Below are 20,490 nucleotides of genomic sequence, written 5' to 3'. Positions count from 1 at the left end.
GCAACAACGGTGCGTGTGCGGTTACTTGACGGCCCCGACCGCGATGCCGCGGGTCAGTGTCCGCTGGAAGACGAGGAAGAACACGATCGCCGGCAGCACACCGAGCAGCGCCGCCGCGTTGGTCATCGTCGCGTCCATCAGCCGCTGCCCCTGAAGCACGCCGAGGGCCACCGACACCGTCTGGTTGGCGTTGGACAGCAGCATGACGAGCGGCAGCAGGAACTCGTTCCACGTCCAGATGAAGAAGAAGACGAGCAGCACCCCGATCGTCGGCCGGTTCATCGGTACGACGATCCGCCACAGGATCTGCCACTTCCCGGCCCCGTCGATCCGCGCCGCCTCCACCACCTCGCGCGGAAACCGCCCGAGCACGGAGGCCAGCAGATAGGTGCCGAACGCTGACTGGATCACCGTGAACACGATGATCACGCTGAGCCGGGTGTCGTACAGGTCGACCTTCTTCGCCAGGAAGTAGATCGGGTACACCAGGGACTCCTGCGGCAGCATGTTCGCGAGGACGAAGAACGCAAGCACCCAGGTGCGGCCCTTCACCCGGCCGATCCCGATGGCGTACGCGGTGAGGATCGACAGCAGCACGGCGAGGACCGCCACGGACCCGCTGATCAGCACCGAGTTCCACAGCTTCTCGCCGAAGTCGACCCGCTCCCAAAAATTGGTGATGCCGTCCGTGTACAGCCCCTCCGGGAGGGCCAGTGGCCCGTTGCTGGAGTACTCCTCGGGCGACTTGAAGGCGTTGAGGACGACGATGCCGAACGGCGCGACCATGAACAGGGCCGCGATGACGAGCGCGACGAGCACCGGATGGCGACGCACGGCGGCGTTCACGCGGAACCCCCTTCCTCGGCGTCCTCGGACCGGGTCTGAAGGCGCAGCCCGACGAGCGCGAGGACCAGGATGATGACGGTCAGGACGGTGGAGATCGCCGCTCCGTAGCCGACCTGGGTCTGCTCGAAGAACGTCGTGTACGAGAAGTAGGACGGCACGTTCGTCGCGCCGCCCGGCCCGCCCTTCGTCAGGACGTAGATCGCCCCGAACACCTTCAGTGCGGCGATCGTGCACCACAGCAGCACGACGTAGATCTCGGCCCGGATCTGCGGCAGTGTCACGTGCCACAGTCGGCGCCACCATCCGGCCCCGTCCAGCTCCGCGGCCTCGTACAGCTGCGGGTCGACGTGCTGGAGTCCGGCCATGAAGACGACGAGCGGGAAGCCGATCTGCACCCACACCATCACGCCCATGACGGACCACAGCGCGAGGTCCGGGTCGCCGAGCCAGTCCTGCTGCCACGACCCGAGCCCGACGGCCTTCAGCGCGGCGTTCAGCGCCCCGTCGTCCGGCGCGAGCACCCAGCTCCACACGATGCCCGCGACCGCGATCGGCAGCACCTGCGGCAGATAGAAGCAGGCGCGCAGCACGGCGGCGAGGCGGCTGCCGTAGTGCTTGCCGACGAAGTCGAAGAGCGCGGCGGCGAGGACGAGACCGACGACGGTCGGCACGAGCGACATCGAAAGCACCATGAACAGGCTGTGCCGGAAGGACGCCCAGAACTCCGAATCCGCCAGCAGTTCACGGTAGTTGGCGAGCCCCGACCATGCGATCGGGCCCGACCCCTGCCAGTCGGCGAAGCTCCACGCGGTGTTCATCACGAACGGGGCGACGATCACGGCGAGGAACGCGAGCGCCCCCGGCAGCAGGAACAGGGCGTACGAGTCACGGCGCCGACGGCCGCGCGGCGGAAGAGCGGTCCCGCCGCGCCGGTCGTGGTCCGCCTTCTCCTTGCGAGGGGCGGTCAGGCTCATCCCTTGGACGCGCCCTTGTCGTAGGCCGCCTGGAGCGCGTCGAGGTACTCATCGGGTGAAGCGCTTCCGGTCATGAGCTTCTGCGTCTGCGAGACGAGCGTCTCGTAGAAGCCGGCCACCGGCCAGTCCGAGTAGTAGGCGAGGCCGTTCTTCTCCGAGAGCGTGTTGAAGTCCTTGATGAGCGCCTGCGACTTCGGGTCCTTGGCCGCCGAGGCGTCCGCGGCCACCGGCACGCCGCCCTTGTCGCCGAGCAGGTTCTGGATCTTCTTCGACATGGTGATGTCGATGAAGTCGTAGGCGAGTTCCTTGTTCTTGGACTTGGCGGGCACGACCCACAGATTGCCGCCGGAACCGGGCGTCAGCTGCGCGCCCGGGAAGATCCCGGAGGACCACTCGAACTTCGCCTCGTCCGCGAAGCGGCCGAACCACCAGGTGCCCGAGAAGATGATCGGCGTCTTCTGCTGGAGCCAGGAGACACCCGCCTTCTCCGCGGTGGCGCTGGTGGTGTTCTTGGCGATGTACCCCTTCTTCACCCAGTCGGAGAAGGTCTCGGCCGCGTACGTCCACGCCTCGTCGTGGAAGTCCGCCTTGCCGTTCAGCTCGTAGTCGTCGACCCAGGCGCGGTCGGCCTTGGTCAGGGCGAGCTGGTACACGTACTGGTGGGCCAGGTACTCGGCGCCGGAGTTGGCGAGCGGTGTGACGCCGCGCTTCTTGAACTCGGCCAGCGCGTCGGTGAGTTCGTCGAAGGTCGTCGGCACCTTCACGTCGTACTTCTTGAAAAGGTCCGTGTTGTAGTACGCCTGGAGGAACTCGCCGTAGTTCGGCACGCCGTACCACTTGCCCGAGCCCATCTCACCGGCGGGCGAGTAGCGGCTCGTGGTGGTCACGGACGGCGAGAGCGATTTGTCCCAGCCGCGCTTCTTCACCTCGGCGGACAGGTCGGTGAGCAGTCCCTGCTTGGACAGCAGTCCCGCCGTCGCATTCCCCTTGTTGTACTCCATGAGGTCCGGGCCGTCGTCCGAACCGAGCACCATGGACGCCGTCTTCTGGATCTGGTCGAAGCTCTTCTCCTCGAACTTGACCTTCACGCCCGGGTGTTGGGCCTCGAATTCCTTGATCGCCGCGTTCCAGGCGACACCCATCGCGCTGTTCTGCGCCTCGTAGTGCCACAGCCGCAGCGTCTTTCCGTCACCGCCACCGCTGTCGTCGTCGCCGCTCCCGCACGAGGTGAGTGCGAGCACGCAGGTCAGGGCGGCACCGGCGGCGCCGAGGGCGCGACGGTGCCGCCTCGGCCCGCGCATGCTGTTCCGTCTCGTCAACATCGTCACCATCCGCAGGCTCCCTCAGAGCTCGGCACGGGTATGTCGAAGCGCTTCGACGCGTGACGGTATGGGGCGCGGAGCGGGTGGTCAATGGGTTGAACGCATCGACTGCGCGCCGGGCGCGCGTCAGGCGCCCGTCCGCCCCGCCACCGGCAGCACCGCCTCGTCCCGCAGCAGCAGCGGGATCCGGTCCAGCGGCGCGTCCAGGGTGTGGTGCGACCCGCCCTCGTACGCGGCGCCCGTCCAGGCGCAGCGCCAGCGGGCGCCGGCCGGCAGATAGACCTCGCGGCTGGTGGCACCCGCCTCGGTGACCGGGGCGACCAGCAGGTCCGGGCCGAGGAGGAACTGGTCGGCGACGGTCCACGCCGCGGGGTCGTCGGGGAATTCGAGGAACAGCGGCCGCATCGGCGGCAGGCCCTCGCGCGCGGCCGTGGCCATCTGCTCGGCCACGTACGGACGCAGCCGCTCGCGCAGCTCCAGATACCCGCGCATGATCGCGTACGCCTCCTCGCCGTACGACCAGACCTCGTTGGGCCCGCCCGTCATCTCGCCGCCGAGGGGGAGCCACGGCAGCCGGAAGCCGTGCAGACGGAAGATCGGGCACAGCGCGCCGAACTGGAACCAGCGGACCAGCACCTCCCGGTACGCCGGATCGTCCGGGTCGCCGCCGTGGAAGCCGCCGATATCGGTCGTCCACCAGGGGATGCCCGACAGGCCGATGTTGAGGCCCGCCGCGATCTGCGCGCGCAGCGCGGGGAAGTCGGTGCCGATGTCGCCGGACCACACCGCCGTGCCGAAGCGCTGGCTGCCCGCCCAGGCGGAGCGGGAGAAGGACATGCCGTCGGTGTTCCCGGAGTCGGCCATGCCCTCGTGGAAGATGCGGGCGTTCTCGCGCGGGTACAGATTGGCGACCTCGGAGCCGTGGCCCGCGTGATAGCGCAGGTTGGCGGGGTGGCCCGGCTTCATCTCGGGCTCGCAGGCGTCCAGCCACCACAGGTTGATGCCGAGCGACTGGTAGTTCTCCCGCACCTTCGACCACACGTAGTCACGGGTCTCGGGGTTGGTGGGGTCCCAGAAGGACACCATCACGCGGTGGTCGGCGCCCTTGTCGATCCACGTGGCGTGCGCGGCCGTCCCGTACTCCGTCGCGGCGAGCAGACCGCGGCGCTCCATCTCGTCGTAGTTCTCGGAGGACCGGTTCACCGACGGCCACACCGACACCATCAACTTGACGCCCAGTTCGTCGAGTTCACGGACCATCGCGGCCGGGTCGGGCCACTCCTCGGGGTCGAACCGCCAGTCGCCGAGCCGTGTCCAGTGGAAGAAGTCCGCGACGACCACCGACATGGGCAGCCCGCGCCGCTTGTGCTCGCGGACCACACCGAGCAGTTCGGCCTGCGTCCGGTAGCGCAGCTTGCACTGCCAGAAGCCGGTGGCCCAGTCGGGGAACGCCGGCGCGTGTCCGGTGGCGTCCGCGTACGCGCGCAGGATGTCGGCGGGCCGCTCGCCCGCGGTGATCCAGTAGTCGATCTGGCGGGCGCTGTCGGCGACCCACCGGGTGTGCGTGCCGACGAACTCCGAACGCCCGACGGCCGGGCTGTTCCACAGGAAGCCGTAGCCCCGGCTGGACAGGGCGAACGGGATGGTGATCTCCGTGTTGCGCTGCACCAGGTCCAGGACGGTGCCCTTCTGGTCGAGCAGCCCGTGCTGGCGCTGCCCGAGCCCGTACACCCGCTCGTCCTCGTAGGCCTCGAACCGCTGCTCAAGGCGGTGGTAGCCGTGCCCGAGCGGGGTGTACGCGCGGCTGCCCGGCCACCAGAAGTGCGCGGGGCGCTCCGCCAGCAGTTCACGGCCGTCGGCGGTGCGGACGAAGCGCAGCAGTCCGTCGACGGTGAGCTCGACGGTGATCCGGCCGTTCACCAGGCGGGCCGGCGGCACCGGGTCGGTGGGGGAGCCCAGGCCGTTCTTGAAGACCGTCAGACCGGTCAGATCGGGGATCGTGATCTCGGCCCCGGTGGCGGGGCGGTCGAGGAGCGCGCCGGGGATGTCGTCGCGCGGCGGCATGAGCGCGGCGCGCACCCGAACGGAGTGCTCGCCCCAGGGCTCGACGCGCAGCGTCTCGTGCCCGCCGTGCCACTCCAGGCCGCCGTCGTGTTCCCGGAAGGTGTTCAACGTGCTTCTCCAGTAGATGAGTTGAGGATGTCTGGGGCGCGGCGAGGCTCTCGTGCCGCGTGCGTACGGGTCAGTCCTTGACCGAGCCGCCGGTCACGCCGACGGCGATGTACCGCTGCGCGACGATCAGCAGGACCGCCGCCGGGATCGAGGCGAGCACGGCGGAGGCCATCAGCGCGTTCCAGTCGGTGGCGTTGGCCCCCATGAACCGGTAGATGCCGACCGTGACCGGCGTGACCGCCTCCCGGGACGTGAGGGTGATCGCGAAGAGGAAGTCGGCCCAGGAGAACAGGAACGCGAACAGCCCCGCGGTGATCAGCCCGTTGCGGCTCATCGGCAGTACGACCCGCAGGAACGTGCGCCAGTGCCCCGCCCCGTCCAGCGCCGCCGCCTCGACGACCTCGCCGGGGATGTCCCGCAGCTGCGCCCGCAGCAGCACCGCGGCGAACGGCACGGACAGGGTGGACTGGGCGAGCATCAGCCCGATCGTGTTGTTCAGCAGCCCGAGCTGGCTGTAGAGCGTGAAGAACGAGTTGGCCTTCACGATGCCCGGCACCATCTGCACGATCAGCAGCGCGAACAGCATCAGCGCGGCCCAGCGCAGCCGGAACTTCGCGAGCGCCCAGGCGAGCGGCGCCGCGAGCGCCAGCGTGAGGACGACGTTGCCGCACGCCACGAAGAGGCTGATGACCAGATGACGGCCCTGAGTGTCGAAGGCGGCCCGGTAGCCGTCCCAGGTGGGGTCCGTGGGGAACCACTTGGGCGGAATGCTCAGCAGGGCCTGCCCCGGCTGGAGCGAGGCGTTGACCATCCAGTACAGCGGGAACAGGAAGGCGCAGACGAGCACCAGGGCGAAGACGGTGTGCGCCCAGCGGCGCACGGCGGTGGTGGTGGGCATCTCGGTCCTCACCTTTCGGACTGCTCGGCGCGCACGGCCCGCAGGTACACGAGGGCGAAGACCATGGCGATGACGATGAGGACGTTGCTGACGGCGGCTCCCTGACCGAACTCCAGGTTGGTGAAGGAGAGCTGGTACGACCACGTGGACAGCAGCTGCGTCGCGTCGGCCGGTCCGCCCTGCGTCAGCACCATGACGACGTCGAAGGCCTTCACGGTGTAGATGAGTCCGAGCATCAGCACGACCGCCGTGACCGGGCGCAGCAGCGGCCAGGTGACGTGCCGGAACTTGTGCCAGGCCCCGGCGCCGTCCAGCGACGCGGCCTCGTACAGCTGCGGCGGGATGGACTGGAGTCCGCCGTACAGGATCACCATGTTGAAGGGGATGCCGATCCAGACGTTGGCGATGACGACGGCCGCCATCGCGTGGTCGGGGCTGACCAGCCACGGCACCGGATCGCTGACCACGCCGAGACCCATCAGCACCTGGTTGACGACCCCGTAGTCCTGGTCGAGCAGCCAGCGGAACACGGTCCCCGACACCAGCAGCGGCAGCAGCCACGGCAGCAGGAGCAGGGCGCGCAGCACCGACCCGAGCGGGAAACGGCGGCGGAAGTACAGGGCGAGCGCCAGACCGATCGCGAACTGGGCGGCGAGCGAGGCGACCGTGAAGACGGCCGTGTGCCACAGCGACGCGCTGAACAGCTGGTCGGTGAGGATCGCCGTGTAGTTGTCGAGCCCGTTGAAGGGGGCGCCGCCGTCGTAGAACGACGTGACCGTGTAGTCCTGGAAGGACATGACGACGTTCGCGGCGATCGGGTAGCCGAAGAAGAGCAGCAGATAGAGGACGGACGGAACGTAGAAACTCATCCGGGCCAGGCGTGTGCGGCGGGCGGCCGCGCGGGCGTCCGGGGACGGCGGTGTCGGGCGCGCGGCCAATGCGGCGGGCCGTTCGGCAACGGTGGTCATGAGTGCGGCACCTCGCCTGGTCAGTGGTCGTAGACGGCCGCGCGGGCGTCGCGCTGCGCGGCCTTCAGGGCGCGGGCAGGGTCGAGCGTTCCCGTCACGGAGTGGTGGAGCGCGGTGCGCAGCGCCTCGGACACAGCCGGGTAGGCGGTGCCGAGTTCGGTGGTGCGCGCCCGCGCGGAGGGCACGCCCGCGACGAACGGCGCGAGGTCCGGTTGGCGCTTCACCAGGCGTTTCGCCACGTCGGGGCGGGCGGGTACGTCGGCGCGCAGCCGCGCCCAGTCGTCCATGTTGTCCGGCCGCAGCACACAGTCGAGCACCTCGGTGGCCTTGTCCTGCCGCTCACCCTTGGGCACGGCCCACACCTCGCCGCCGAGCGGGGTGACGGGGGCGTCGCCGCGCTCCGGCACCGGCAGCGGCACGACGCCGTAGTCCAGGCCCTTCTGCGCGTCGAGCGCGGCCAACTGCCACGACCCGTTGACCATCATCGCCGCGTGCCCGCCGATGAACTGCTCGGCGACGTCGGACTGTTGCCAGTTGAGCGCCGACTTCGACACCGATCCGTCGCGGAACAGCCCCGACCAGTACGTCAGCGTGTCGACGGAAGCCGTCGAATCGAGCCTGTCCAGGTCGGCGCCGCCGCTCCACAGGAACGGCTCGTACTGCCAGCTGGCTTCTTCCGTGCCGACGGCGGACAGGGCGAGCCCGTAGCGGTTGCCCCGCGTCAACTCGGCGGCGCTGTCCTTCAGTTCCTTCCACGTGGTCGGCGGCTCCAGACCGGCCTTCTCGAAGACGGCCTTGTCGTAGAAGAGCGCCAGCCCGTTGACGCCGGGCGCGACACCGTAGAGCTCACCGTCGTACGTGCCCGCTTCGAGGACGCTCCGGTAGAAGCCCGAGGTGTCCGTGCGCCCTTCGAGCGGCAGCAGCGCGCCGGTCGAGGCGAGCTTCGGCAGGTCCGGATTGTCACTGAGGACGAGGTCGGGGAGGGTGCGGGCGGCGCCGTCCCGGAGCAGCTTGGGCACCAGCTGGGCGCGCGGCATCACCTCGCGGACCACGTTCACCCCGGTCGCGCGGCCGCACGTCTCCAGGATCTCGGTGAGCGCGGTGTTGCCCGGCTCGGCGGTGTAGTAGTCCGCGACGGTGAGCGTGTTCGGCGGGGTGTCTGCGGTGATCAGACCACAGCCGCCGAGCGTCGCACTGAGCGCGAACGCGGCGCAGGCGGCGGTGGCTGCGCGGATACGGGTGGACACGAAGGTTCCTTCTGGAGGTCGGGGGAGAGAGGGGGGACGGTCCGGGGGTTCGGGGCGCACGGAGCCGGGGCATGCCGCACCGGAGGCATGCCGATGGGACGTGCGGGCGGGGTCAGCGAGGAGGTGGCGGGGGAGCGGTGCTCGCGCGGACGGTGAGCCGCGGCTCCAGGAGTACGGGGACCGGTTCGGCGGCGCCGCTCAGGCGGTCGATGCGCGCGATGAGCAACTCCACGGCACGCTCTGCGAGTTGGGCGGCCGGGACGGCGATGGAGGTGAGGGCGGGCGCGCCGGCGGTGGCCACCGCGTCCGAGCCGAGCACCACGAGCGACATGTCCTCGGGCACGGCCCGTCCGAGGCTGCGCAGCAGCGGCGCGAGGTGCGGGGTCGCCGCCTCGTTCTGGACGATCAGCGCGGTGGCGTCCGGACGTTCCTGGAGCGCACGGGTGAGCGTGCCCGCCGTGCTGTCCCAGTCGCCGTCGACCGCGCGGTGGGTGAGCCTCAGGCCGCGGGCCCCGGCGCGCTCGATGGCGCCCGCGACGGTGCGCACGGCGAAACCGGCGCGCCGCCGGTAGGCCGCCTCCGGCGCCCCCAGGAAGACCGCCTCGCGGTGCCCGAGGTCGGCGAGGTGGTCCACGCACGCCGTCCCCGCCGCGTGGAAGTCGAGGTCGACGCAGGCGAGCCCGGCCGGATCGCGCGGCAGCCCGATGAGCACGGCGGGCACATCCAGCTCGCGCACCGTCTCCAGGCGCGGATCGTGGATGCCGATGTCCATGAGGACGAGCCCGTCCAGCAGCGCCGCGTCCAGCACACCGTGCTCGGCGTGGTCGGTCAGCAGCAGGACGTTGCAGTTCCGGCCGCGCGCCGCCACGCTCGCCGCCAGCATGAACTCGGCGAGCAGCGGCCGGTGCGCCCCGTCGTTGACCCGCACGGCGAGCCCGATGGTGCGGGACCGCGCGGCGGCCGGGGGCCGGTACCCGAGCGCCGTCATGGCGTCGAGGACGCGGCGCCGGGTCGGCGCCGAGATCGGCCGCTTCCCACTGATCACGTACGAGACCGTGCTGGCGGCGACGCCCGCCTGCCTGGCCACGTCCGTGATGCCGACCATGGTGTGCCGCCCCTCGTGTGCGTCTGTGTCCGGTGGCTCGCGTCGAATGCTTTCGACGAGGGCGCGGCGCGCCGTGATCGCGGCGCCTGCCCGAATGGAACGACCGTGACACTAGGTCGGCGGTGCGGGGGCGTCCATAGCCGGGCGGTCGCTTCGACGGTTTTCGACGATGCGAGGTCGGCCGCAGGCGGCGGCCCCACGATTGACATGCAGTCGAACGGCTGCCTATCGTCGAAAGTGCAGCCGATCGGCTGCATGTCGAGCGGAGAAAGGTCCCACGCCGGTGGACGCGATATTCAAGGCGCTGGCCGACCCCGGGCGCCGGCGGCTGCTCGACCGCCTCAACGAGCGCGGCGGGCAGAGCCTCGGCGAACTCTGCGGCGAGCTGGACATGGCCCGGCAGTCGGTCAGCAAACACCTCGCCGTGCTGGAGGCCGCGGGCCTGGTCACGACCGTGCGGCGGGGCCGCGAAAAGCTGCACTACCTCGACGCCGCACCCCTCAACGCCGTCGCCGACCGCTGGCTCAGCCGCTACGACCGGCACCGCGCCGCCGCACTCGACGACCTGCGTACCGCACTGGAAGAGGAGACCCTCATGAGCAACGCCACCCCCGCCGCCGTGGGGCCCTTCGTGCACACCAGCTACGTCCGCACCACGCCCGAGCGGCTGTGGGAGGCGCTCACGTCTCCCGCGTTCACCCGCCGCTACTGGGGTGTGACCTTCGAGACCGACTGGAAGCCCGGCTCGCCCATGGTGTGGGTGGAGGGCGAGAACCGCACCGAGGACCCCGAACAGGTCGTCCTGGAAGCCGACCCGCCCCGCCGCCTCGCCTACACCTGGCACACCTTCACGCCCGCGTGGGCACGCGCCGTCGGCGTCGACGAGGAACTCCGGCAGCGCATCGCGCGCGAGAAGCGGTCCAAGGTGACCTTCGACCTGGAGGCGACGGGCGAGACCGTCAAACTCACCGTCGTCCACGACGGGTTCGAGCCCGACAGCACCGTCCGGGGCATGATCGGCGACGGCTGGCCCGCGCTGCTCTCCAGCCTCAAGACGCTTCTGGAGACCGGGGAGCCGCTGCCGGAGCCGCAGAGCTGAGCCGCGGGTGGCGCGTGCCCGCCGGGAGGGCGCACCGCCACGGCGGGGCGCCTATCCTGGAGGCCACCGCGTGGTGTTCCGGGGGGAAGGGGCGGTAGATGAACTGGATTTGGGCGATCCTCATCCTGTTCTGGACGGGAGCGTTCGCCTGGGCGGCGGACACCGGCCGCACCGCACTGCGCAACCGGCACGAGCGCAGAATGGAACGCATCGAGGCCGCGAAACAGGCCCGGCTCGCGGTCGAGGCGGCGAACAAACCGCCGGAGCCGATCTGCGGCTGCACCCACCACCTCGCCAAGCACGACAAGACGGGCCGCTGCCACGAGCGCGTCGAGGTCCCCACCGCCTGGGACGAGAACAAGAAGCCGGTCCACTACGAGGCGGGGCGGTGCAACTGCCAGCAGTACGTGGGCCCGCAACCGCTGTCGCAGGTCTACGCGGAAGAACTGACGGACCGGATCTAGCCCCGGCGGGCGCCGGTCACTCCCCGTCCAACTCCTGGTCATGGGCTGCTTGTTGAGAATCGATGGCGTACGGTCGCCATTCGCACCTGAGACGACCGAATGTGCCAGGAGCAAGGAGCGAAAAGTGTCGGACATCTTCAACTCGTGGTGGGACAAGGCGGCCTGCCGGGCCACCGACCCGGAGGAACTGTTCGTGGAGGGCGCGGCGCAGTCCCACGCCAAGCGGTTCTGCGACACGTGCGAAGTGCGGACCGAGTGCCTGGCGCACGCCCTGGACGAGCGCATCGAGTACGGCGTGTGGGGCGGCGCCACCGAACGCGAACGGCGTGCCCTGCTGCGCCGCCGCCCCACCGTCACGTCCTGGCGCCGCCTCCTGGAGGCCGCCCGCGACGAACACTGGCAGGAGACGGCCGGGCGCGCCGCGGGCTGAGGGCGGCGGTGGCCGGGCGTTCCATGGCGGCGCCCGGGGCGTTCTCAAGAACCAACAAAGTCCTACGCCCTCATTGTATTGGTTGTGTTGCCTTCTTAGGGTGGTGCCGGCTCAACAGGCGTTCCGCGCCACACGCGTTGCACGTGTCCCCACCCGCAGAAGGGCACAGCCATGCCGTATCCGCACGCCCGCCCGCTCAGCCGACGCCGCCTCCTCCAGGCGGGCGCGGCCGTCGCCGGGGCGCTCAGCCTCCCCCTCGCCCTGCCCGCCGCGCGGGCCGGCGCCGCCGACGGCGACGAGTGGAACGGGCGCATCGACCTGTTCCGCCTCGGCACCGAACCGCCGCACACCACCCTCATGCCGTACGCGGACCTGACGGAGGCCCTGGCCGGCGACCGCACCCGCTCCCCGTACCGCCAAAGCCTCGACGGGGAGTGGAAGTTCGCCTACGTCGACCGGCCCTCGGAGCGCGACGAGGACTTCCACCGCACCGACCTCGACGACAGCGACTGGGGCACCCTCCCGGTGCCCGCCGTCTGGCAGCTGCACGGCCACGACTTCCCGATCTACACCAACATCACCTACCCGTGGTGGGGCGCCAACGGCCTCGGCGAGAACGCCCAGCCGCCCGCGTCGCCGACCCGCTACAACCCCGTCGGCCAGTACAGACGCACCTTCACCGTGCCCAGGGGGTGGTCCGGCAGGCGGGTCTTCCTGCACTTCGAAGGCGTGAAGTCGGCGCACTACGTGTGGGTGAACGGCACGCTCGTCGGCTATCACGAGGACTCCTTCACCCCCGCCGAGTACGACATCACACCCCACCTCACCGAAGGCACCAACCAACTCGCCGTCGAGGTCTACCGCTTCTCCGACGGGGACTGGCTGGAAGACCAGGACATGATCCGGCTGAGCGGCATCTTCCGCTCGGTGTACCTGTACTCGACGCCCGGCGCGCACCTGCGCGACTTCAAGCTCGACACCCCGCTCGGCGGCGGGTACACCACCGCCGAACTGGCCGTCACCGCCACCGTGCGGGACTACACCGGTGACTCCGCGGGCGCGTACACCGTCGAGACGCAGCTCTACGACTCCGGCGGGCACCCCGTGTGGGCGCGCCCCCTCACCCAGAAGGCCGCCCTCACCGACTCCGAGGTGACGGTGAAGGCCGCCAAGTCCGTTCCCTCGCCGCGCCTTTGGTCTGCCGAAAGCCCGTACCTCTACACCGCCGTACTCCGCCTGCGCGACCCCGCGGGCAAGGTGATCGAGACACTCTCGCACCGTGTCGGACTGCGCGAGTTCGCCCTGAAGGACGGACTGATGCGCATCAACGGCCGCCCGGTGTCCTTCCGCGGCACCAACCGGCACGAGATGCACCCCGACCGCGGCACCGCGCTCACCCGCGCCGACATGGTCGAGGACATCGAAATCATCAAGCGGATGAACATCAACACGGTCCGCACCTCGCACTACCCCAACAACCCGATCTGGTACGAACTCGCCGACGAGTACGGCCTCTACCTCGTCGACGAGACCAACCTGGAGACCCACGGGGTCCGCGACGAATTCCCCGCGAGCAAGGCCGACTGGACGAAGGCCTGCGTCGCCCGCGCCCAGAACATGGTCCACCGCGACAAGAACCACGCCAGCGTCGTCATCTGGTCGCTCGGCAACGAGGCGGGCGCGGGCAGCACCTTCACCGCCATGCACGACTGGATCCGCTCCTACGACACCACCCGCGTCATCCAGTACGAGGGCGACGACAGCCCCGGCGTCAGCGACATCCGCTCCGAGATGTACCCGTCGACGAGCCACGTCGAGGCGAAGGCCAAGGACACCGCCGACACCCGCCCGTACGTGCTCATCGAGTACTGCCACGCCATGGGCAACTCCAACGGCAACTTCAAGGAGTACTGGGACCTGATCCGCCGCTACGACGTCCTCCAGGGCGGCTGGATCTGGGACTTCGTCGACCAGTCGCTGCGCTGGCCGACCCCGACGCGAACCCTGTTCACCGAGACCGGACCCGTCGGCCTGAAGGGCGAACTCCTCAACCCTGCGGGCGCGTTCAGCAGGAGCAAGGGACTGAGCGGCGCCACCGTCTTCGGCCGCGACGACCGCCTCGACCTCACCGGCTCGCTCACCCTCGAAGCCTGGGTGACCCCGCACGTCACCGGCTACCACCAGCCGATCGTCGCCAAGGGCGACACCCACTACGCCCTCAAGCAGAGCGACAGGACCCTGGAGTTCTTCATCTACTCCGGCGGCCAGTGGATCACCGCGAGCTGGACCACCCCGGCCGACGGCTGGACCGGCAGCGAACACCACATCGCCGGTGTCTTCGACGAAACCGCCGGCACCCTCACCCTGTACGTCGACGGCACGGCGAAGGCCACCAAGGCGACGACCCGCAAGCCGACCGCCAACACCGCGCCGCTCGCCCTCGGCGTGGACGTCGACAACATGACCCGCGAGTTCAGCGGCACCATCCGCCGCGCCCGCGTGTACGCCCGCGCCCTGAGCGCCACCGAACTCGCCGACGACGGGCGCGGCCCCGGCGACGACGGCGTGCGCTTCTGGTTCGACGCCAAGACGGTCAGGGTCGAGGAGAAGCGGCCGCGCGACAAGACGTTCTTCGCGTACGGCGGCGACTGGGGCGACAACCCCAACGACGGCAACTTCGTTGCCGACGGCATCATCACCGCCGACCGCGGGCACACCGGCAAGGCCGCCGAGGTCAAGCGCGTCTACCAGGCGGTCCAGGTGGTGCCCAAGGAGGGCGGGGGAGCGGGCGACGTCACCGTCACCAACGAATTCCTGTTCACCAACCTCCGCGCGTACGAGGGGCGTTGGGAGCTGTCCCGGGATGGCGAGGTGATCCAGAAGGGCAGCCTGAGCCGCGCCCAGCTCGACGTTCCCCCGCTCTCCCGAAAGGACATCACCGTCCCGCTGAAACTGCCCGGCACGCCCGCGCCCGGCACCGAGTACTTCCTCCACCTGTCGTTCCGGCTCAAGGACGACACGGTGTGGGCCGACGCCGGTTTCGAGGTGGCGCGCGCCCAGCTCCCCCTCGACGCGGGCAGTCCGAAGGTGACACCCGTACCCCTCAAGAACGTCCTCGCACTGCGCCACGAGAACGGTGACGCGACCGTCTCGGTCACCGGCGACGGCTTCACCCTCGCCGTCGACAAGGCCACCGGCGTCATCACCTCCTACGAGGCCGGCGGCGTCCGGCTCGTCGAGGCGGGCCCCGTCCCGAACTTCTGGCGCGCCCCCACCGACAACGACCACGGCAACGGCCAGCACACCCGCAACCAGACCTGGCGGGACGCGGGCGCGCGCCGGAAGGTGACCGGGGTCGATGTCGCCGACCTCGACGGCCGCGCGGTACGCATCGAGGTCAAGGGCACCCTGCCGACCACCACCGAGTCCACGTACACCACCACGTACACGGTCTTCGGCAACGGCGCCGTCAAGGTCGACCACACCCTGCACCCCGGCGCCGCCACCCTCCCCTACCTCCCGGAGGTCGGCACGATCCTGCGCCTGCCCGCGGCGCTCGAACGGCTGCACTACTACGGCCGCGGCCCCGAGGAGAACCACTGGGACCGCCACGACGGCACCGACGTGGGGCGCTGGTCCTCCACCGTGACCGAGCAGTGGACCCCGTACATCCGGCCGCAGGAGAACGGCAACAGGACCGACGTGCGGTGGGCGGCCCTCACCGACCGGCGCGGGCGCGGTCTGCTGGTGGCGGGGGACCCGATCGCCGAGCACCCGTTCCTCGAACTGACCGCCTCCCACCTGACCCCGGAGGACCTGTCCGTCGGCGTCCGCCACGACTACCAGCTCGACCCCCGCGACGAGGTCGTCCTGCGCGTCAACCACCGCCAGATGGGTGTCGGCGGCGACGACAGCTGGGGCGCCCACACCCATGCCCCGTACAAACTGCTCGCCGACCGGGACTACGCCTACACGTACTGGCTGCGGCCCCTCACGGACGTCCGGGAGGCGACGGCGCTGGCCCGGCGGCCGGTGGCGGCGGAGTAGGCCCCGGCGCGACCCCGCATCCGGTGCGCCCCGGACCGCTCGCCGAGCGGGCCGGGGCGCACCCGCGTACGTTCGAAACGTAGCCATGCCGGAGGGGGAGGGCGAGGAGCGAAGGGTTCGTACGACGATGACCTCCCAAGCTGACACGGACGGCGGCACGCCCGCGGGCGGCTACGGACCCACCCGCGGCGAACCCGAGCGCAGCCCCTACCACCACCCCACGGCCGGCTGGGGCGCCGCGAAATCCGTCGGCAAGGTGCTCGCCAGGGCGAAGGAGCCGGTCAACGGCGTCCGGCTGATGGCCGTCATGAACCACGAGGACGGCGGCTACGACTGCCCCGGCTGCGCCTGGCCCGACGACCTGCACGGACTCAAGCTCGACCTGTGCGAGAACGGCATCAAGCACGCCACCTGGGAGATGACACCCAAGCGCGCCGGCAAGGAGTTCTTCGCCGCGCACACGGTCACCGAACTGTCCACCTGGCCGGACTACGACCTGGAGGACCAGGGACGCCTCGTCGGACCGCTCTCCTACGACCCGGACAGCGACCGCTACGTGCCCGTGTCCTGGGAGGACGCCTTCACCCTCGTCGGCGACACCCTGCGCGGACTCGACTCCCCGGACCAGGCGCTCTTCTACACGTCGGGCAGGCTCAGCAACGAGGCCACCTTCCTGTACCAGCTCCTCGCCCGCGAGTACGGCACGAACAACCTGCCCGACTGCTCCAACATGTGCCACGAGGCCAGCGGCCGGGCGCTGACCGCCGCGCTCGGCACCGGCAAGGGCACCGTCGACCTCAATGACATCGACCAGGCCGACGCCCTCTTCGTCATGGGGGTGAACGCCGCGTCGAACGTCCCCCGCATGATCACCGCCCTCGCCGACGCCTACCGCCGCGGCGCGCGGATCGTGCACGTCAACCCGCTGGTGGAGGCGGCGGCCGGGCGCACCATCGTGCCCCACGAGTTCACCGCGATGGCCACCTTCAGGTCCACCCGCACCGGCACCATGAACCTCCAGCCCCGCATCGGCGGCGACCTGGCCCTGCTGCGCGGCATCGCCAAGCACGTCCTGGAGGCGGCCGAGAAGGACCCGAAGGCGATCGACGAGGAGTTCCTCGACCGGCACACCGAAGGCTTCGAGGCCTACCGCGACCTGTGCGCCGCGACCCCCTGGGAGGACCTCGTCGCGGCGAGCGGACTGACCGAACGGGAGATCCGCGCGGCGGGCGACGTGTACCTCGACTCGGCGCGTACGGTCATCAGTTGGTGCCTCGGCATCACACAGCAGGAGCACGGCGTCGACACCGTCCGCGAGATCGTCAACGTCCTGCTGCTACGCGGCAACCTCGGCCGCGAGGGCGCGGGTCCCTGCCCCATCCGCGGCCACAGCAACGTCCAGGGCAACCGCACCTGCGGCATCGACCACCGCCCCAAGCCCGCGTTCCTCGACCGGCTCGCGCAGGCCTGCGGCATCGACCCGCCCCGCGAACCCGGCCTCGACACCGTGCGCGGCATCGCGGCGATGGCGAACGGCGAGGCCAAGGTCTTCGTCGGCATGGGCGGCAACTTCGTCCGCGCCGCGCCCGACACCGAATACACCGAACAGGCGCTGCGAAACTGTGAGTTGACGGTGCAGGTGTCGACGAAGCTGAACCGCTCGCACCTCGTCCACGGCCGCCGCGCCCTCATCCTCCCGTGCCTCGGCCGCACCGAGAAGGACGTGCAGAAGGGTGGCCCGCAGGCGGTGTCCGTCGAGGACTCGATGAGCATGGTGCACCTCTCGCGCGGCATGAAACGCCCCGCCTCTCGGCACCTGCTCTCCGAACCCGCGATCATCGCCGGGATGGCCCGCGCCACCCTCCCCGACTCCGCGACTCCCTGGGAGGCGTACGTCGAGGACTACGACCGCATCCGCGACACCATGGAGCACGCCCTGGAGGGCTTCGACAACTTCAACCGCCGCGTCCGCGGCCCGCACGGCTTCCGGCTGCGCCAGCCGGCCCGCGAACGGGTCTTCCTGACCCCTTCCGAGCGCGCCGAGTTCGGCTTCGCGGCGCTCCCCGACCCCAACCCCGGCGCGGGCCTGCTCACCCTCGCCACGGTCCGCTCCCACGACCAGTGGAACACCACGATCTACTCCTCCGACGACCGCTACCGCGGCGTACGCAACCTGCGCACCCTCGTCTTCCTCAACGCCGCCGACATGCGCGAGCGCGGCCTGTCCGACATGGACCGGGTCGACATCACGAGCATCGCCAAGGACGGCACACGCCGCTCGGTCCACGGCTACCGGGCGCTCACGTACGACGTGCCGCCCGGCTGCGCCATCGGCTACATGCCGGAACTCAACTCGCTGTGCGCACTCGGGGACTTCAGCCCCCAGAGCGACCAGCCCCTGATGAAGCACCTGACGGTGGAGGTCGCCCCGTCGGGGACGGCGCGGTAGCGGCCGGTCGGATCCGGTCCGGGCGGCGGCGTGCTATCGGCGCAGGCAGTGGAAGGCCGCGTGGGTGGGCCGGGGAGTGGTGCTGGAGACGATGTCGAATCCTGCTCTGTCCAGCATGCCTTCCATGATCCATGTGTAGGTGGAGAACTCCTCGCGGACATGAGCCTCGAAGTCCGCGCGCGTGAAGCCTTCCCCCGCGGGGCGTCCGGCGGTGTCGATCCATCGCTGCACGTGTGCAGGGGCAGTGGCGGGCTCGAAGCTGAAGACGACGTCCCAGAGGTAGAAGGTGCCGCCGCGACGCAGCATGCCGGCGGCGTTGAGGAGCGCCTGCTGCTTGAAGAAGTCGGGGAGCTGGTGCAGGGCCGCCTTGCTGGTGACCACGTCGGCGGGCTCGGCGCGGTGGTCGTAGTCCAGGAAGCCGGCACGGTGCCACTGCGGCGTGACACCGAAGCCTTCGGCGCGGGTCCGGGCAAAGGCCAGCATCTCCTCGGAGACATCGACGCCGTGCGCCTGTGCGCCGCGTCGCGCCGCCTGGACGATCAGCGAACCGGTTCCGCAGGCCAGATCCACCAGCCGGGTTCCCCGGCCCACCTCGAGGCGGTCCAGGAGAGCGTCGTCGGCGTCGGGGTCGGTGCCCTGATTGCGGTCGTAGGCGGCGACCGCTGCCTTGCTGCCCAAGTCGATGCCGACCGGTGTGTACTCGGGAAACAACCAGGCGGGCCGGGGCCTCGTGCTGTGGCTCGGTGACATGCCATGTTTGTAGGCTCCCGGAGCGATGTGCGGCAACAGCAACTTGCGTACTGCGGCGTTACGGAAGGTGAAACATGCAGGACCACGACCGGTATCGGCTCTTCCTCCACCTCGCACGGACCCTGAGCTTCACCCGTACCGCCGCCGACTGCCACGTCAGCACGGCCACCTTGTCCCGCACGGTGCAGCGGCTGGAAAGCGAGGCCGGGCACCGGCTGCTGGACCGGGGCCCGCACGGCGTGGCCCTGACCGGACACGGCCGCCGGTTCCTTCGTTATGCCGCCCAAGCCCTGGAGCTGTGGGACCGCTACCACGGCCAGGACGGCGCAGACGACGAACTCAGCGGGCATCTGCGGGTGTTCGCGTCCGTCACCGCCTGCCAGAGTCTGCTGCCCGACCTGCTCTCCCCGATCCGCAGCGCGCATCCCCGCGTGCGCATCTCCGTGCGGACCGGCGACGCCGCCTCCGCCCTCGCCCTCCTCGACGACGGCGAAGCCGAACTCGCGGTGGCCGCCCTCCCCGCCCGTATCCCCTCCACCCTGCTGACCCGACAGATCGCACGCACCCCGCTCGTTCTTGTCCAGAACGACGCCGCCCCACCACCTGGCCAACTGCCCGGCCCCGAACAGCCCTTCGTCCTTCCACGGCAGGGCCCCGTCCGCGCGGCTGCTGACCGCTGGTTCAGAAAACTTGGCCACACCCCCCGCATCGCCGCTGAACCCGACGGCCACGAAGCCCTGCTCACTCTGGTCGCGCTGGGGTACGGCGTCGGCATCATTCCCGGGCTCGTGCTCCAGCACAGCAGCATTCGCTCCCGGCTCCGCCAATTGCCCAGTCCCTCAGCCCCCGGCGACCTCTCCATCGGCGTGTGCGTCCGCCGCACGGCCCTGCACCGTCCTCTGGTCGCCGCCGCCTGGGCCGCAGCGCACCCACCACGCTCACCGCACAGCGACGACGGGCTCTGTTGCCCTCCTGCGGATCGGCGTACCTTGTCGGATCATTGACCGTTGCCTGGGCAGCACCGTCAGGGGGACAACCGCCGTGCCGAACCCGGACCGTCAGATTCCCTACTGGAACGCCGCCGCGACCACGAAGACGTTCACGCACCCGCTCCACCTGCCCTGGCTGGACGGGATCGACAGGGGTGCGGCCGTTCTCGACTACGGCTGCGGTTACGGTCGCACCCTGCACGATCTCGCCGGGCAGGGCTTCGGCGACCTCACCGGCGTGGACACGGCGCCAGGAATGATCGAACGGGCGCGTGTGCTGAACCCCGCCCTGCGTTTCACCGTCCTGGACGAGCCACCGCTGTCGCCCTTCCCGGACGCGACGTTCGACATGGCCGTGCTCTTCGCCGTGCTGACCTGCGTCCCCGACGAAGAAGCTCAGCGCGGGCTGATCACCGAGCTGTACCGGGTCCTCGCACCCGGCGGGACCCTGTACGTCAGCGACTATCCGTTGCAGGACGACGCACGCAACCGCGGCCGCTACGAGCGCTGCGCCGACCGGTACGACCACTACGGAGTGTTCGACACCGCCGACGGCGCGACCTTCCGCCACCACCCCCGCTCGTGGTTTCCCGCCCTGCTCTCGGACTTCGAGGTCGTCGACTCCCGTGACATCGCCGTCCGCACCATGAGCGGACACGAGTCGACGGGGATCCAGTTCCTCGTCCGCAAGCCGCTCGCACGGTCGCAGGGGAGCTGAACGGGTCGACGA

The 20,490-nt window shown here is 70.2% G+C and carries 16 protein-coding genes; 7 read left to right on the top strand and 9 right to left on the bottom strand.

Annotation, left to right across the window (positions count from 1 at the left end; all coding sequences use genetic code 11):
- Nucleotides 1-21: 21 nt before the first annotated feature.
- The 8 genes from ACYBSK_RS21005 to ACYBSK_RS20970 all read right to left on the bottom strand — a co-directional run bounded on the left by ACYBSK_RS21005 (nt 22) and on the right by ACYBSK_RS20970 (nt 9,532).
- Nucleotides 22-846 (bottom strand): carbohydrate ABC transporter permease, encoded by an 825-nt coding sequence (locus tag ACYBSK_RS21005; protein WP_460242850.1) that lies wholly within the window; start codon nt 844-846, stop codon nt 22-24.
- A complete protein-coding gene (locus ACYBSK_RS21000; RefSeq protein WP_460242849.1) occupies nt 843-1,820 on the bottom strand; it encodes a carbohydrate ABC transporter permease in 978 nt (325 codons plus the stop codon). Before ACYBSK_RS21000 ends, ACYBSK_RS21005 begins: the two co-directional genes overlap by 4 nt.
- Nucleotides 1,817-3,121 carry an ABC transporter substrate-binding protein gene (locus ACYBSK_RS20995; RefSeq protein WP_460242848.1) on the bottom strand — a complete coding sequence of 435 codons (1,305 nt, stop codon included), beginning with the start codon at nt 3,119-3,121 and terminating at the stop codon, nt 1,817-1,819. Before ACYBSK_RS20995 ends, ACYBSK_RS21000 begins: the two co-directional genes overlap by 4 nt.
- A gap of 147 nt (nt 3,122-3,268) precedes the next feature.
- The gene (locus ACYBSK_RS20990) at nt 3,269-5,332 is read right to left on the bottom strand and encodes a glycoside hydrolase family 31 protein (protein ID WP_460247068.1); all 2,064 of its coding nucleotides are present in this window, start codon (nt 5,330-5,332) and stop codon (nt 3,269-3,271) included.
- Between the two features lie 52 nt (nt 5,333-5,384).
- Nucleotides 5,385-6,212: a carbohydrate ABC transporter permease gene (locus ACYBSK_RS20985; protein ID WP_460242847.1), complete on the bottom strand. Its 828-nt coding sequence runs from the start codon at nt 6,210-6,212 to the stop codon at nt 5,385-5,387.
- An 8-nt stretch (nt 6,213-6,220) separates the two neighbouring features.
- Nucleotides 6,221-7,180 (bottom strand): carbohydrate ABC transporter permease, encoded by a 960-nt coding sequence (locus ACYBSK_RS20980; RefSeq protein WP_460242846.1) that lies wholly within the window; start codon nt 7,178-7,180, stop codon nt 6,221-6,223.
- A 20-nt stretch (nt 7,181-7,200) separates the two neighbouring features.
- Nucleotides 7,201-8,427: a sugar ABC transporter substrate-binding protein gene (locus ACYBSK_RS20975; RefSeq protein ID WP_460242845.1), complete on the bottom strand. Its 1,227-nt coding sequence runs from the start codon at nt 8,425-8,427 to the stop codon at nt 7,201-7,203.
- A gap of 112 nt (nt 8,428-8,539) precedes the next feature.
- Nucleotides 8,540-9,532, bottom strand: coding sequence for a LacI family DNA-binding transcriptional regulator (locus ACYBSK_RS20970; RefSeq protein ID WP_460242844.1), 993 nt, complete (start codon nt 9,530-9,532; stop codon nt 8,540-8,542).
- Nucleotides 9,533-9,815: 283 nt separating this feature from the next.
- Here ACYBSK_RS20970 and ACYBSK_RS20965 point away from each other — a divergent pair, with 283 nt between their 5' ends.
- The 5 genes from ACYBSK_RS20965 to ACYBSK_RS20945 all read left to right on the top strand — a co-directional run bounded on the left by ACYBSK_RS20965 (nt 9,816) and on the right by ACYBSK_RS20945 (nt 18,021).
- On the top strand, nt 9,816-10,631 hold the full coding sequence (locus ACYBSK_RS20965; RefSeq protein WP_457478714.1) for an ArsR/SmtB family transcription factor: 816 nt from the start codon (nt 9,816-9,818) through the stop codon (nt 10,629-10,631).
- A 98-nt stretch (nt 10,632-10,729) separates the two neighbouring features.
- Complete coding sequence (locus tag ACYBSK_RS20960) at nt 10,730-11,095, top strand: hypothetical protein (RefSeq protein WP_457478713.1); 366 nt, start codon at nt 10,730-10,732, stop codon at nt 11,093-11,095.
- A gap of 133 nt (nt 11,096-11,228) precedes the next feature.
- Nucleotides 11,229-11,525 (top strand): WhiB family transcriptional regulator, encoded by a 297-nt coding sequence (locus ACYBSK_RS20955; RefSeq protein WP_460247067.1) that lies wholly within the window; start codon nt 11,229-11,231, stop codon nt 11,523-11,525.
- A 171-nt stretch (nt 11,526-11,696) separates the two neighbouring features.
- Complete coding sequence (locus ACYBSK_RS20950) at nt 11,697-15,572, top strand: glycoside hydrolase family 2 TIM barrel-domain containing protein (protein WP_460242843.1); 3,876 nt, start codon at nt 11,697-11,699, stop codon at nt 15,570-15,572.
- A gap of 127 nt (nt 15,573-15,699) precedes the next feature.
- Nucleotides 15,700-18,021 carry an FdhF/YdeP family oxidoreductase gene (locus ACYBSK_RS20945; protein ID WP_460242842.1) on the top strand — a complete coding sequence of 774 codons (2,322 nt, stop codon included), beginning with the start codon at nt 15,700-15,702 and terminating at the stop codon, nt 18,019-18,021.
- A gap of 33 nt (nt 18,022-18,054) precedes the next feature.
- Here the strand turns inward: ACYBSK_RS20945 and ACYBSK_RS20940 are convergent, their stop codons facing one another.
- On the bottom strand, nt 18,055-18,771 hold the full coding sequence (locus ACYBSK_RS20940) for a class I SAM-dependent methyltransferase (RefSeq protein ID WP_460242841.1): 717 nt from the start codon (nt 18,769-18,771) through the stop codon (nt 18,055-18,057).
- Nucleotides 18,772-18,845: 74 nt separating this feature from the next.
- Here ACYBSK_RS20940 and ilvY point away from each other — a divergent pair, with 74 nt between their 5' ends.
- Both ilvY and ACYBSK_RS20930 read left to right on the top strand, forming a co-directional pair.
- Nucleotides 18,846-19,775: an HTH-type transcriptional activator IlvY gene (ilvY, locus tag ACYBSK_RS20935; protein WP_460242840.1), complete on the top strand. Its 930-nt coding sequence runs from the start codon at nt 18,846-18,848 to the stop codon at nt 19,773-19,775.
- Nucleotides 19,776-19,812: 37 nt separating this feature from the next.
- Nucleotides 19,813-20,478, top strand: a complete 666-nt coding sequence (locus ACYBSK_RS20930; protein ID WP_460242839.1) for a class I SAM-dependent methyltransferase — start codon at nt 19,813-19,815, stop codon at nt 20,476-20,478.
- Nucleotides 20,479-20,490 lie beyond the last annotated feature (12 nt).

The sequence above is a fragment of the Streptomyces sp. BYX5S genome (assembly GCF_054724165.1).
Note: the sequence above shows the minus strand (reverse complement) of the source record. Positions and strands in the feature narration are given on the sequence as shown.